This window comes from Chitinophaga rhizosphaerae, from assembly GCF_003958645.1.
GTDB lineage: Bacteria > Bacteroidota > Bacteroidia > Chitinophagales > Chitinophagaceae > Chitinophaga > Chitinophaga rhizosphaerae.
This window is the reverse complement of sequence record NZ_RXLO01000006.1, coordinates 290,841-304,689: the sequence shown is the minus strand read 5'-3', so window position 1 is coordinate 304,689 and position 13,849 is coordinate 290,841. Positions and strand designations below refer to the sequence as shown.

Here is a 13,849-nt window from a genome sequence, read left to right as displayed (position 1 = left end):
AAACGATGCTCATGCGCAACAAAATAATAGGGATGATCTTCCTCGCAACGGCGGCCGCCTTTCCGGCCGCCGCCCAGCAGGAAGTGCAATTCAGCCAGTATGTGTTCAACGGACTGGCCGTTAACCCCGCCTACGCCGGTTACCGGGGCGATGGTTACCTCAACGCCACCTTCCGGAAGCAATGGGCCGATTTTCCCGGCGCCCCCACCACGGGGATCATCTCTTTCGACGGACTGCCCGCCTGGGCCGATAATGAAAAGGTCGGCCTCGGCATCCAGGCGCTCTGGGATAAATCGGGCCCGCAGGAATACATGTCCGTTTCCGGTTCCTACGCCTACCGCATTCCGCTCAACGAATCGGGCTCCCGCCGCCTGAACCTCGGGCTGGCCGTCAGCGTTGCACAGTACAGCGTTACCGGGAATTCCCTCCAACTGACCGATCCCAACGATCCCTATGCGCCCACGGGAAAAATCAGCGCCTTCAAGCCGGACGCCAGTTTCGGGATGTACTATTACACACCGGATTTCTACGCGGGCGCCTCCGTGCTGCAGCTCTTTTCCCAAACACTCGACAACTCCGTGCATATCGGCGGCTCGCAAACGGAATACCTCGTCATCAAACGGACCCGCCACGTCTACTTCACCACCGGTTGCATGATCGATCTCGATGCAGATGTCAAACTGAAACCTTCCATCATGATCAAGGAAGATTTTCACGGCCCCACCAGCTTCGATCTCAACCTGTTCGCACTCGTGTCGGAAAAACTCTGGATCGGCGGATCGTACCGCTCGTCCGTTCCGCTGCTCAATAAAAAAACGTTGCAGGACGGGCTCCGCAGGGCCAACGCAGCCAGCGCCATGGTGGAATATTTCGCGGGAGACAGGATCAGGATCGGCTATTCGTACGACTTCGCACTGAGCGGCATCGCCAGTTACCAGACGGGATCGCATGAGATTTCGATCGGTATCCTCTTTCCCCGGAAACAAAATGGAGAACGGATCATCAGTCCACGGTATTTCTAATCTAACAGCTTGAAATCTATGAACATACGTGCGATACGGCAACTGTCAGTCCTCCTGTGCATCGGGGCAGGCATCGCGGCCCATCCTGCATCAGCGCAGGAACAGCGGACTGCCAGAGACAGGGCGGAGGTACATTATCTCCGGTACGAATACCGGAAAGCCGCCGTTTTCTTCGAAGAAGCGGCAAATAGGAAATTTTTCAAAACCCAACAGCTGCGGATGCTCGCCGATTGTTACCGCCAGCTCGATGAATACGATAAAGCAGCCGAATGCTACCGCAAAATCACGGAAAGCAAAGACGCCCTTCCTGCCGACTTTCTCCATTACGGCGATGCCCTGAAAAGCACCGGCGATTATACAGCGGCGAAGGAAATGTATGCCCGTTACCGGGAAAAGGGAGGGATGGAAGCGGACGCGCGCATCGCCGGCTGCGATTCCGCCATCGCATGGATGGCCGACACGCCGCCGGTTATCTCGAACCTCCGGGACCTTAATACCGCCGCGGCCGATTGGGGCGCAACCTGGAACGGGGACGGGCAGCTCGTTTTTACCTCCGACAGCCTCCGCGCCACCATGCTCGATCCCCGGCAGAAGGCCTCCCTGCAGCAATACCGCCGCACCGGCAACGCCTTCCAGAAATTGTACACGGTAGACACCATCCACCGCAACCCCGACGCCACCGCGGTCCGCGGGTTCGACAACGTGCTGAACGATTTCCGGTATCACGTTGGCCCGGTAGCGTTTTCGCCGGGAGGCGATACGGCGTTCATCACCGTCACGAGCCCGGGGAAACCCGTAGCCCAAAAGGAAGGCCGGCATGAAAAATACCGCACCCGCAGACTGGAATTGTTCGTGAGCGTCAGGGGCCGGAACGGCTGGCAAGCGCCCGCGCCCTTCGCTTACAACAATCCGCAATATTCCATCGGCCATGCCGCCGTTTCGGCCGACGGGAAAACTTTGTATTTCACGGCAGACATGCCCGGTGGACAAGGCCAGACCGACATCTGGTTTTGCGAACAGCAGGCAGACGGCGCCTGGAGCGCGCCAAAGAACTGCGGCGGCGCCATCAACACGCCGGAGGAAGAAGCCTTCCCGACAGTGAACGAAGAAGGCTGGCTGTACTTCTCCAGCAAAGGGCATCCGGGCATGGGCGGGTTCGACCTGTTCGTAGCCGAAGGCGCAGGTCAGAATTGGGGCCATCCCATCAACCTGAAATCCGGCTACAACTCACCGGGCGACGATTTCCACCTGAAGAGCGGCCCAACCGGGATCGAGCTCTTCGCATCCAACCGGAAAGGGGGAATGGGCGGGGATGATCTGTATGGATTGATTCCCGAAACGCTCTCGAAACCGGCGATAACAACCGGCAGAAAAATATTCATACTGGAAACCAGTGTCTTCGAACAGGGATCAGAACAACCAGCCGCCGGGGCCACAGTGATGTTGACGGACGAGAACCGCAACGACAGCTGGACGTTGCATACGCAGGATGATGGAAAAGCATACATGGTGCTCACGGACGGTCACCGGTATGTTGTATCGGCGTCGGGCCCCGGCAATGGCTGGTCTGCATCCAAAAGTTTCACCGCCGGAAGGGAAGACACCGTGAAGATCGGTTTGCATTTGCAGGCCGGCGTTCCCCGGCCGGGAGACGTCATGCACCTGGTGCGCATTTACTTCGACCGGGATGGTTACCGCCTCCGCCCCGAAAGCCTCACCGCACTGGATTCCCTGGCGGAAATCATGGACCGCTTCCCGGGGCTGTTGGTGGAACTGGGCGCGCATACCGACAGCCGGCATACGCATGCCTACAACATCACGCTGTCTGAACGCCGCGCCGCAGCCGCCGCAGATTACCTGGTAAACAAAGGTATAGGCCGGGAAAGGCTCAAAACCGTGGGCTACGGCGAAAGCCGCCTCACGAACAACTGTGCGGACGGCGTGGAATGTACCGAAGCGGCTCATCAGCAAAACCGCCGCCTGGAAGCGCGGATACTCAAACGATAATCCATGGGGGATTTCAACAGGACGAATACACCACAAAAAAGCGCCGGGCCCTGTGCCCGGCGCTTACATTTTTATCGGAACGGCCGTTTATCGTTTGTTTGGTAACGGGATGGCATACACGGTACCGTCGGTAGACGCAACAAACACCGTGTTCCCGGCGATCAGCGGCGCTGCGGTGATGGGGCCGAGGGCATAGAGTTTGTCTATCACAAGGAGGGTAGTGCTATATTTTTCCGGGATCGCGCCTTTGGCGAGGAACAGGAAGTCGATCTGGTCGCGGTCGAGCAGGGATGTGCCGTGGGCCTTGCGGCCCGGGGTGTCGAAGGTGCGGAAAACGTCCAGGGAATCTTTGTTGAGCAGGTACATCCTGCCGGTGAAATCGCCATAAGCGACAAGGTCTTTGCTCACTGCCGGCGCGCCGAAAATATAACCGCCGCCTTTGTTGCGAAAGATCTCTTTCCCGGTTTCTGCATCGAGTTTCAGCAGGAGGTAGGAGTCCGAAGTGCCCACGTACACATGATCCCCGTCTATTTCCGCTGTTCCCGATATCCAGGCGTTGCCGCCGTCGTACGTCCAGATGAGCTTACCGGTAGCCAGGTCGATCGCACGGAACTTCGCATCCCGCGCGCCTACGAACACCCGGCCGCCTGCGATGGCCGGCCGCGCCTGGATGCCTTCGAGCACGCCGCCGTACAGGGTGTCTGTCCCGGTTTTGAATTTCCATTTGAGTTGGCCGGTTTTGGCGTCGAGCGCGTAAACATAAGTGTCCCAGCTGCCGATCACGACTGTGTTGTTACTATACGCCGCGCCGCCGTGAACGGGTGCGCTGGTACGGAATTTCCAGCGGAGGTTGCCCGTGGCGGCGTCGAGCGCGTAGATGGAACTGTCGCTGCTGCCGAAGAACACGCTTTTGCCATCGGTAGCGGGAGCGGAGAGGAAGAAGTCGTACGGGTCTTCCATGTAATCGGTGGCGGGTTGCATGGACCAGAGCCCTTTGCCGCCGTTCTTCCGTTCCCCGCCGGTTTTGAATGTCCAGACGGCCAGTCCGTTCTTGATGTTCACGCCATAATAATTCCCGTCGTAACTCCCGACCACGGCCGTGTTGCCGGCGATGCAGGGTTGGGTGGCGATTTCCTTTCCTGCGGAGAATTTCCATCGCTGTTGACCGGATTGTACATCGATCGCGTACAGATGGCCTGCGGAACTGCCCGCCAAAATCGAGTTGCCTGCAAGTGTGGGCGCACTGAAGAACCGGCCTTCGCCTTTGAACTGCCAGGATTGTGCGTGCGTGGAAAGAGGGATGGCAACCAGGGAAGCCAGAAGGGAAATGTTTTTGAGTCGTTGGATGAAGGGAGGGGGCATAAGGCTAAATGGTTTTGTGGATCAGTAAGCTAATCAATTCCATGCAATTAATATATGCTTAATACCATGGCGTCTTTTACAACGCGGTGTAGCGTCGCGGCCGGCATCATACTATTACCCCATCCGTTTCGACGTTTCCTTCAATAATCTGTAAAACTCCGTCACCGCTTTCTTTTCATACGATTCCCGCAATGAAATGATCATCGCTTTTCGGCGCATGTTTTTCCCGGTGATGGGGACTGCCGTTACGCCATCTTCCTGCCGGATGGAGGTGCGGATGAGGATGGAGTACCATTCGCCCGAGCGCACCACTTCCAGGAGCATGTGGATATCGTTGATCTCGAGGGAGATGTTGGGGGAGAGGTTTTTCAGGGACAGTACTTCGGAGATGAAGGCCCTCGTGCTGTAGCCCTGTGCGGGCAGGGCGAGCGGCAGGCGGGCGGCTTCTTCCAGGCTCACGCTTTTCTTTTTCGCCAGCGGCATGCCGGGCGCCATGACGAGCGTCATGGGCGATTCGAAAAGCAGCTGGTAGCGGAGGTCTTTTTCTTTTTCGGCTTCATGGAACGTAAGCACGAAGTCGAATTCGAAATGCTGGAGTTTTTCGATCATTTCTGCAGACGTGCCCAACACCACCTGCACCCGGATGTTGGGGTGTGTTTCCATGAACCGGATGAGGGCAGGGGCGAGCACGGGGCGGAGGCCGTACGTGAGGCCGATCCGGATTTCGCCGGTTTCGAGATTGTTGAGGTCGCGCAGCACCTGGAGCCCGCTTTCCGCCTTGTGGACGCTTTGCAGGGCGTAATCGGAAAACAGTTGCCCGGCTTCGGTGATCACCACGCGTTTGCCCACCCGGTTAAACAATGGAACGCCCAGCTCTTCTTCCAACTGCTTGATCTGCTGCGAAAGTGTGCTCTGGCTGATATGCAGCAATCTCGCCGCTTCCGTGAAATTCCCCATTTCCTTCGCCTTCAGAAAATACCGCAATTGCCGCAGTTCCATTATTAATCGGTTTTATCGATGGATGTGATAGAAAAATACCGTTTTTCAAATTTAGGCATTGTTGGGAACTTCGCCATGAAATAAACCGTCTTACCCGATGGATGCCGTTCAACAGACCCTTTCGCCTTCCCGGAGCCTTGGCCTCGTTTTGGGACTGACGCAAATACTTTTATGGGGTGGTTCCTTCTTCCTTATGGCCATCGTAGGCGAGCCCATCGTGCAGGACACAGGCTGGCCGCACGAGCTGGTATACGGCGCTTTATCGCTGGCCTTGCTGATATCCGGGATCATGGCGCCCTTCATCGGCCGGGTGATCGGGAAGCCGCACGGCGAGCGGATCATGCGGTTCAGCGGGTTCGTTATCGCCGGTGGACTGGCCATTGCCGCCATTGCCCCGCATGTTGCCGTGTTTTTCCTGGGATGGGCCGTTGTCGGCGTGGGCATGGCCCTTGGCTTGTATGATGCGCTGTTCGCCGCGCTGGGCAAGCGTTATGGCGCCACAGCCGGGAAGGCGTTTACCTACATCACACTTATCTCCGGTTTTTGCACTACCATTATCTGGCCGCTGCTTACGCTGTTGCTGGGGCAATTCGGCTGGCGGGGCATGTTGCTCATTTACGCAGCGGCTTTGCTGGTGATCATTTTTCCCGTATACACATACATCTTCCCTAAAAATGCAGGTACGGCCGCGCCGCCAGCTCCACGGCCCCACCGCGACGTTGCGCCCATAGTTGCCGGCGAGCCGAAAGTCTACTACCTGGTAATGGTGCACCTCACCATCGGCGCCGTGCTGATGACGGGCATGTCTGTCCACATGATCGATATTTTGCGGAACAACAGGCTGTCGCTCCCCGCGGCCGTGGGTGTCGGCACGCTGCTGGGCCCGAGCCAGGTGGGCGTGCGGTTCCTGGACCTTTTCTGGCCGAAGAAGTCGCAATTGACGGCTACGGCGATTTCGTCCGCAGGCGTCCTGACCGGGATGGGTTTGCTGCTGGGGAGCCCTGCGCTGGCTGCGATGGGCATCGTTTCGTATGGCGTGGGGAACGGGATGCGGACGATCCTGAGAGGTACGCTGCCGCTGCATCTGTTCGGGGCAGACGGTTATGCGGCGCTCATGGGCAAACTGGCGCGCCCGCAGCTCATCGCGCAGGCGGCTACGCCGTTCGTGGGCGGATGGGTGATCCAGTCGATGGGCGTGGCGGCATTTGTGTGGGTACTGGCGGTGTTAGCCGCGGTCAACCTCCTCGTTTCGCTGCTCATCCGCAAAACCGCCGTGGTACATACGCTGGCGGGACCCGTGGCCATTCGCAAAGCTTCTTAAAAAGAAAAACCCGCTCGGTGGAGCGGGCTTTCCATATGGACGAGGAATCTTATTTCGAAGGTTGCACGATCACTTCATCGATCTTTTTTCCCGCCAGATCGAACACTTCGATCTGCAATTGTTTCGCATCCGCTTTGGCTTTCACGATGGAGGTGTTGGAATTCACCAGCACCGGGAAATTCCAGGCGCCGGCTTCGGGCATCCTTTTCACGTTGCGGTGTAAATGGCCGGACAGCATCACCTGCGCGCCGGCCTGGTTCAGCAGCGGCACGAATTTTTCCGCTACTTCCTTTTCCCCATGCCAGCCGCCAAACGGCGGAATGTGGGCGATCACCACTTTATACGGCGCTTCGGTGTACTCCGGCCGTTTCAATGCTGCTTTCAGCCAGGCGGCCTGCTGCGTGCGGTAGGTGTCGTAATCCGCGATGCCGGTGTATTCGATGTCGGAATCGGGTTTGTCTTCGCCGGTATCCAGCACCACGAAGCACACGGGGCCCGTGCGGAAAATATAGTACAGCTGGCCGTTGGCCGTAGGGAAATACCGGGGGAACGCACTGGCGAACTCGCCCCGCGTTTCGTGGTTACCGCGGGCGTAGTACATGGGCACGCGGTCGGCGAAAAGACTGATCGCCGTATCCATGAACGAACTGAATATCTGTGCTTCGTTGCGGGAATTGTTCTGCATGTCGCCGTTGAAGAACACCAACTGGTGTTGTTTCCAGTCTACCTGTGAGAGCAGTTTCTTCAACACGTCGCTTTGCTGGTGGATGTCGTTCACCATGGCGAAGCCGGTTTCCGTTGCACGGGGATCGAGCGTGGTGAAAGTAGGCAGCTCGGCCCGGTAAGCGGCGCTGGCGGCGATGTTGCCGTATTTGACGATGTAGCTTTCGTGGCTGAGGATTTCCTGCGAATAGATGCGGTAACGGTATTTGGTGGCGGGTTGCAATCCTTCGATGCGCACGTTGTGCACGGTGCCTTCCGTTTTCTGTCCGTGTGCGGCGGCGAAGTACTTCGGCCGTTCTTTCGCGTAGAAGTGGGAATCGTCTGCCGGCGCCAGTTCCACCCAGGCGATGGAATTTTTGCTGGTCGTCCACACGATGTTGACGCCGGTTTCCCCGAGCGCCTGCAAATACGGGCCATGCGTGATCTTGAAAGCTTCCTGGCTGAATACGAACAGCGGGGCCACGACAAAGGCGCCCAGTAGCAATAGGTAATTTTTCATCAATTAAGGATTAAGATAGCCGGTTTCCTGCGGCGCAAACAAGATAGGGGGATTTCAGCAGGAATTTCTATCCTGAAATCGATTTCAGCGGAATTCGGTCCGTACTTACGGATTCCGGACCGCTTCCTTCCATCCGCCGCCACCACCTTTCGTCCAGAATTTAGCCGGTTGGGCCGGAAGGGGTGGAAATGGCTGAAATGCCCGTTGGTAAGGGGTTTTGGCGGTCCGGAGCCGTTCACTAAGCGTACGAAGTACACAATCCATGGAAAAAATTTCCTTCCGGAAAATTTATTGATTACTTTGAGCGGCTCATTTGATAAGCATTTTAACCGTACGCTCTTAAACAGCACATAACACGATGATCAAAACTTCGCTTGCCCTGCTCTGCACCGCATCGGTACTGGCTGGCGCAAACTTCTACATGGGAGACAAGAAATTCAAATTGTCCGATCCCCCGGAATTGACCATTTCCCGTTTTGCCGGCCCGGATATTACCCCCAGCCCGGCCTGCCTTGCGGTAGCGCCCAATGGCGACGTATTCGTAGGGGTAGACATGATCGGCTCGCTCGGGAAAGACCCCGGAAAAGGCCGTATCCTGCGGCTGACAGACAGCGATAACGACGGCAAAATGGACGCGCACACCGAATTCGCCGTGGTAGACAACCCCCGCGGCATCCTCGTGATCGGCAAAAAAGTGTACGTCCTCCACACCACCTTCTCCGCAGAAACCGGGAAAGCCACGGGCATGTCGCTCGTGCTGTTCGAAGACAATGACGGAGACGGCAAGGCGGACGGGGCTCCCCAGCCGCTGGTGACCGACCTCAGCAACACCAAATACATCCAGGAGCGCGGCACCGACCACGCTACCAACGGTATCCGCATGGGTATCGACGGATGGATCTATATTTCCGTGGGCGACTTCGGGTTCCACAACGCCACCGACCGTTCCGGCAAGAAAATGACCATGCTCGGCGGCGGCATCGTACGTGTACGGCCCGACGGTACGGAGATGGAAGTCTTCACCCACGGTACCCGTAACGTGTACGACGTGGCCATCGACCCGTTCATGAACGTGTTCACCCGTGAAAACACCAACGACGGCGGTGGCTGGAACGTGCGTTTCTCGCACCACATCCAGTCGGGCGAATATGGCTACCCCGTATTGTTCCAGCACTTCACCGACGAGATCCTGCCCGCGCTGGTAGACGTTGGCGGCGGTTCTGGAACGGGCGCGCTGTACATGTCCGAACCCAACTGGCCGGAGAAATTCACCAACGTGCCCATGATGGCGGATTGGGGCAGGAGCATGCTCTACATTCACCGCGTAACGGCCGATGGTGCCACCTTCACGCAGAAAGAAGAAGAGTTCCTCGGTATTCCGCAGATCACCGACCTCGATGTGGACGGTTCCGGCCGGCTGTACCTTTCCGCATGGGACGGCGCCGGCTATTCCGGCAGCCCCGATAAAGGATACATCATCCGGGCAGTTCCCAAAGACTGGACATATACCGCATTCCCCGATATCACGAAATCTTCCGTTGCAGAACTGGCGGCGATGCTGAAATCCCCCAGTTCGGTAGCGCGCCTGGCCGCTTCCCAGGAGCTCGTTTCCCGGCAGGATAAACAGGCGGCTTCCGCGGCGGCGCTCGCCGTGGCGGTAGATATGGAAGCGCCTTTGTACGCCCGGGTTGCAGGTATTTATACCTACGCCCAGGTGGCTGGCCATGATGGTATCGCCGGACTGACCGGTCTTACCAAAGACGCCACTGTCCGCGAGCACGCACTGCGTGCCCTGGCAGACCGCAAGGGCCTGGTAGCCGACGTTTCCATCGATCCGTTCCTGGAAGGCATTAAAGACCCCTCGCCCCGCGTAGCCGCAGCGGCCATCGTAGGCCTCGGCCGCTTGGGCCGTCCGGAAGCAGCGGCAGCCCTGTTGCAGACGAAGGTGCCTGCAACGTTCGTGGCGCCGGCGAAAGGCACCGAAGGTCCGCACGCAACCCCCAACGCCGCGATCGTATTGCCGCACCTGGCGGTGCAGTCGCTGGTGAAACTGCATGCGGTAGACGCTGCCGTGGCGGCCATCAATGGCCCCAACGGTGCGCTGGCGCTGTGGTCGCTCCGTTACATGCACGACACCAAAGCGGTGAACGGACTGCTGGCGGCGTATCCGCTGGCCAAAACCCTGAAACAAAAGGACCAGATCATTACCACGCTGGCCCGTCTTTACAAGAAGGAAGCCGATTACGACGCCTCCTGGTGGTGGGGCACCCGTCCGGATTCTCACGGCCCGTACTATAAAGCGGTGACCTGGGAAGGTTCGGCGGCCATCGAGAAGTTCCTGAAGCGTGAAGCGTTGAAAGCGCCCGCCCGCAAGCAGTTCTTCACCGACCTCGACGAGCGCAACCGTATGGAGATCGCCGCATTCGCACCGGCGAAGAAAGCAGTCGCGGTAGCCAAAAACGAACCGAAAGTAGACCTCGAAAAGATCAAGAATAAAAAAGGACAGGTAGGCAAATCGTCTATCGAAGACGTGCTGATCGCCGTGAACAACATCAAGGGAGACCCTGCGAAAGGGAAACTGCTCTTCACCGCCCAGGGTTGCGTGGCCTGCCATAGCATCAACAAGGGCGAGAAGATGAAAGGTCCGTTCATGGGCCAGATCGGCTCGATCATGAACCGCGAACAGATCGCCGAGTCCATCCTCAAACCGAATGCTTCCATTTCCCAGGGTTTTGCGACCGTGATGATCACCACGAAAGACAAAAAATCCTACATGGGCTTCGTGACCGAAGAAACCGCTTCCAAAGTGGTGCTGCGCGACATCGGCGGCAACGTGACCACGCTGAAGGCTTCCGACATCGCATCCCGCAAGGAAATGAAGAATTCCATGATGCCGGCCGGCCTGGCGAACGCCCTTTCTTACCAGGAACTGGCTTCGCTGGTGACTTTCCTGTCGCAACAGAAGAAATAACGACTTTGCAAATATTTGATAAAGCGCCGCAGCCACGGGTTGCGGCGCTTTTTTTATGCAAACGGTAATGATATGGTACAGCTTTAGTATAGATACCGTACAGGAACCGTACTACAACAGTACTGCCTTAACAATTTCGCGCATCCCGGCGGCTTGCCATCCTCTGTTCTGTAACAGGAAAAGTCGGATTTGGACAAGGAATTCCCGTCAGGATTAGCCATTTTTGACCCAAAACCGCGCTACGAATGAAGATTTTGACCTGCACCACGCCCCGAGAGCTGATTTACGGCGAAGCATCGCAACCCGAACTGAAGAAAGACCACGCGATCATCCGCATCCGCCGGATCGGCATTTGCGGTACGGATCTGCATGCTTTCGAAGGCACGCAGCCTTTTTTCAGTTACCCGCGGGTGTTGGGGCACGAGCTTTCCGGCGAACTGGTAGCTGCGGATGGTGCGCCGGGGTTCGAAGTGGGGGAGGCGGTCACATTCATTCCCTATTTCAATTGCGGGAAATGCATCGCCTGCCGGACAGGGAAACCCAATTGTTGTGTGAACATCGCCGTGTGCGGGGTGCATGTGGACGGCGGGATGGTGGAATACCTGCAGGTGCCGTCGGCCTCATTGCTGCATGGCGAAGGGCTTTCTTTCGACGCGCTGGCGCTCGTGGAGCCCCTGGCCATCGGTGCCCACGGCGTGCGCCGGGCGGGCGTGATGCCGGGAGAATTCGTGGCAGTGATCGGTGCGGGCCCCATCGGACTGGGGATCATGGAATTTGCCCGGATCGCCGGGGCGGAGGTGATCGCGGTAGACATCAATTCCCGGCGCCTCCAGTTCTGTAAAGACAAGCTCAGCATCAGGCATACCATCAACGCGGCCGCCGAAAACCCCGAAGCCGCACTCCAAACCATCACCCATGGCGATTTTCCGACAGTGGTGATAGACGCTACCGGTAGCCAGCGCGCCATCAACGACGGCTTCCGGTACCTCGCACACGGCGGGCGTTACGTGCTTGTGGGGCTCCAGCGCGGGGAGATTACCGTCGCACATCCCGAATTCCACAAACGCGAAGCTACCCTCATGAGCAGCCGCAACGCCACGAAGGAGGATTTCCGGCATGTCATGGACGCCATGCGCAAAGGGCTCGTGGATCCTACACATTACATCACCCATACCGTCAAATTCGATGCAGTGGCCCGGGAGTTCGCGTCCTGGCTCGATCCGGCCAATGGCGTGGTAAAGGCCATGGTGCAGTTGTGACGGTTGCCGCCGCCTTTCCTTATGGATGACGACGATCATTTGCCCGAAAACGCGTGGTTTCGTATTTTCAGGACCATGAAAATGTTATTCTTCTCCGCTAAACCATACGACAGGCAGTTTTTCCATCAGGCGAACGAAAAACACGGCTTCGAGCTGGAATTCCTTGAAACCCATCTCGGCCCGCATATCGTGAATGCCGTGGCCGACGGAACGCCGGTTGTTTGCACCTTCGTGAACGACAAGCTGACCGGGGAAGTGATTGGCGTATTGGCCACCAAAGGCGTGAAAGTGCTGGCACTGCGCTGCGCCGGATTCAACAACGTGCAGCTGGATGCGGCCCGCAAACACGGCATCCGCGTGTGCCGCGTTCCGGCATATTCCCCCGAAGCCGTGGCGGAACATGCCGTGGCCATGTTGCTGACGCTCGTCCGTAAAACCCACAAGGCGTACAACCGCGTGCGGGAGCAGAACTTCGCGCTGAACGGACTGCTGGGCTTCAATATACACGGCAAAGCGGTGGGCGTTGTCGGCACCGGCAAGATCGGCAAGGCTTTTTGCAAGATCATGGCGGGTTTCGGCTGCCGGGTGATCGCTACAGACCCGTTCCCCGACGCGGAATTGCAGGCGGCCGGTGTGGAATATTTACCATTGGAGGAGCTGATGGCCGCGTCCGACGTTATTTCCCTGCATTGCCCGCTCGTCCCCGAAAACAAATACCTTATCAACCGCGAAACCCTCCGGAAGATGAAACGCGGTATTACCATCATCAACACCAGCCGCGGCGGACTGCTCCACACCACGGATGTGATCGACAGCCTTAAATCGGGCCACATCGCCTATCTCGGCATCGATGTATACGAACAGGAGGAAAAACTGTTTTTCAAAGACCTGTCTGGCAGCATCATCGAAGACGATACCATCCAGCGGCTCATGAGTTTCCCGAACGTACTGGTGACCGGCCACCAGGCCTTTTTCACGGAAGAAGCCCTGCGGCAGATCGCGGAGGTCACGTTGCGGAGTGTGGGGCAGTTGATGAATGGGGAGGCGGTGGATGAGAAAGTAATTCTCGTATAAAATATTCCCCCGGTATACGAAAGCCCGCCAGGAAGGCGGGTTTTCTCGCAATGCCTTGCAGCGTGGTGCCTGCGATGGCGATCCACGGGCCGTTTGCCTTCTGCGTACACGATGATCCGCAAGGTGTCGGGCAAAGCGTTCAGGCGCCCGCATTGCCGCAGGTGTAATTCGGAGATATAAAGAAAATAATGCCTACCTTTATGTCTTGTGAAAAAATTGCTCGCACTGATATTGTTCGTGGTCTACACGATCTCCAGCACCGAACTCCGGGAGATCGCGAAGCTGCCCGTGCTGATCCAGCACTTCAACGAGCACCGGCAATTGAACAAAGACATCACTTTTTCACAGTTCCTCACCGATCATTACAATAACGTTCCCCATACTGACCACGATGAAGAGCGCGACAACCAGTTGCCGTTCAAACGGGTAGATACCAACCTGATGTTCAGTCCCGTCATCCCCGCACCCAGTCCGCTGGCGCTCAAAAAGCCGGTGATGCCCCTTGCGGCCGATGCATTGTTTCCCCGCTACGCCGACTTCATCCCTTCCGAAGGCGTCAGCAAAATCTGGCAACCGCCCAGGTCCGGAGCGTCCTTTTTTGTATAAGGCCTG

10 protein-coding genes are annotated in these 13,849 nt (G+C 57.5%); 7 read left to right on the top strand and 3 right to left on the bottom strand.

Annotated elements, in window-relative coordinates:
* Positions 1–11 precede the first annotated feature (11 nt).
* Positions 12–1,022, top strand: coding sequence for a PorP/SprF family type IX secretion system membrane protein (locus EJ361_RS16250; protein ID WP_164714291.1), 1,011 nt, complete (start codon positions 12–14; stop codon positions 1,020–1,022).
* A gap of 18 nt (positions 1,023–1,040) precedes the next feature.
* Entirely contained in the window at positions 1,041–3,029 is a 1,989-nt protein-coding gene (locus EJ361_RS16245) for an OmpA family protein (protein ID WP_126246693.1), read from the top strand.
* Between the two features lie 87 nt (positions 3,030–3,116).
* On the opposite strand, the gene EJ361_RS16240 is transcribed toward EJ361_RS16245, so the two are convergent.
* Positions 3,117–4,391, bottom strand: a complete 1,275-nt coding sequence (locus tag EJ361_RS16240) for an outer membrane protein assembly factor BamB family protein (RefSeq protein ID WP_126246692.1) — start codon at positions 4,389–4,391, stop codon at positions 3,117–3,119.
* A gap of 114 nt (positions 4,392–4,505) precedes the next feature.
* Positions 4,506–5,390, bottom strand: a complete 885-nt coding sequence (locus tag EJ361_RS16235; RefSeq protein WP_126246691.1) for a LysR family transcriptional regulator — start codon at positions 5,388–5,390, stop codon at positions 4,506–4,508.
* Positions 5,391–5,487: 97 nt separating this feature from the next.
* Between EJ361_RS16235 and EJ361_RS16230 the strand changes: the two genes are divergently transcribed.
* Positions 5,488–6,711 carry an MFS transporter gene (locus EJ361_RS16230; protein ID WP_126246690.1) on the top strand — a complete coding sequence of 408 codons (1,224 nt, stop codon included), beginning with the start codon at positions 5,488–5,490 and terminating at the stop codon, positions 6,709–6,711.
* 49 nt (positions 6,712–6,760) lie between these two features.
* Here the strand turns inward: EJ361_RS16230 and EJ361_RS16225 are convergent, their stop codons facing one another.
* A complete protein-coding gene (locus EJ361_RS16225; RefSeq protein WP_126246689.1) occupies positions 6,761–7,933 on the bottom strand; it encodes a purple acid phosphatase family protein in 1,173 nt (390 codons plus the stop codon).
* A 358-nt stretch (positions 7,934–8,291) separates the two neighbouring features.
* On the opposite strand from EJ361_RS16225, the gene EJ361_RS16220 reads away from it, so the two are divergent.
* From EJ361_RS16220 to EJ361_RS16205, 4 genes are all read left to right on the top strand, one after another.
* A complete protein-coding gene (locus tag EJ361_RS16220; protein ID WP_126246688.1) occupies positions 8,292–10,904 on the top strand; it encodes a DUF7133 domain-containing protein in 2,613 nt (870 codons plus the stop codon).
* Between the two features lie 245 nt (positions 10,905–11,149).
* Entirely contained in the window at positions 11,150–12,163 is a 1,014-nt protein-coding gene (locus EJ361_RS16215) for a zinc-binding alcohol dehydrogenase family protein (protein ID WP_126246687.1), read from the top strand.
* Positions 12,164–12,238: 75 nt separating this feature from the next.
* The gene (locus EJ361_RS16210; RefSeq protein ID WP_126246686.1) at positions 12,239–13,237 is read left to right on the top strand and encodes a 2-hydroxyacid dehydrogenase; all 999 of its coding nucleotides are present in this window, start codon (positions 12,239–12,241) and stop codon (positions 13,235–13,237) included.
* 207 nt (positions 13,238–13,444) lie between these two features.
* Positions 13,445–13,843, top strand: coding sequence for a hypothetical protein (locus EJ361_RS16205; protein ID WP_126246685.1), 399 nt, complete (start codon positions 13,445–13,447; stop codon positions 13,841–13,843).
* The last annotated feature ends 6 nt before the right edge of the window (positions 13,844–13,849 follow it).

Bases quoted from the DNA above. Each gene is read 5' to 3' on its own strand.
- EJ361_RS16220 (WP_126246688.1), top strand. From the start codon at position 8,292: ATGATCAAAACTTCGCTTGCCCTGCTCTGCACCGCATCGGTACTGGCT.
- EJ361_RS16240 (WP_126246692.1), bottom strand. From the start codon at position 4,391: ATGCCCCCTCCCTTCATCCAACGACTCAAAAACATTTCCCTTCTGGCT.
- EJ361_RS16210 (WP_126246686.1), top strand. From the start codon at position 12,239: ATGAAAATGTTATTCTTCTCCGCTAAACCATACGACAGGCAGTTTTTC.
- EJ361_RS16245 (WP_126246693.1), top strand. From the start codon at position 1,041: ATGAACATACGTGCGATACGGCAACTGTCAGTCCTCCTGTGCATCGGG.
- EJ361_RS16215 (WP_126246687.1), top strand. From the start codon at position 11,150: ATGAAGATTTTGACCTGCACCACGCCCCGAGAGCTGATTTACGGCGAA.
- EJ361_RS16235 (WP_126246691.1), bottom strand. From the start codon at position 5,390: ATGGAACTGCGGCAATTGCGGTATTTTCTGAAGGCGAAGGAAATGGGG.
- EJ361_RS16225 (WP_126246689.1), bottom strand. From the start codon at position 7,933: ATGAAAAATTACCTATTGCTACTGGGCGCCTTTGTCGTGGCCCCGCTG.
- EJ361_RS16250 (WP_164714291.1), top strand. From the start codon at position 12: ATGCGCAACAAAATAATAGGGATGATCTTCCTCGCAACGGCGGCCGCC.
- EJ361_RS16230 (WP_126246690.1), top strand. From the start codon at position 5,488: ATGGATGCCGTTCAACAGACCCTTTCGCCTTCCCGGAGCCTTGGCCTC.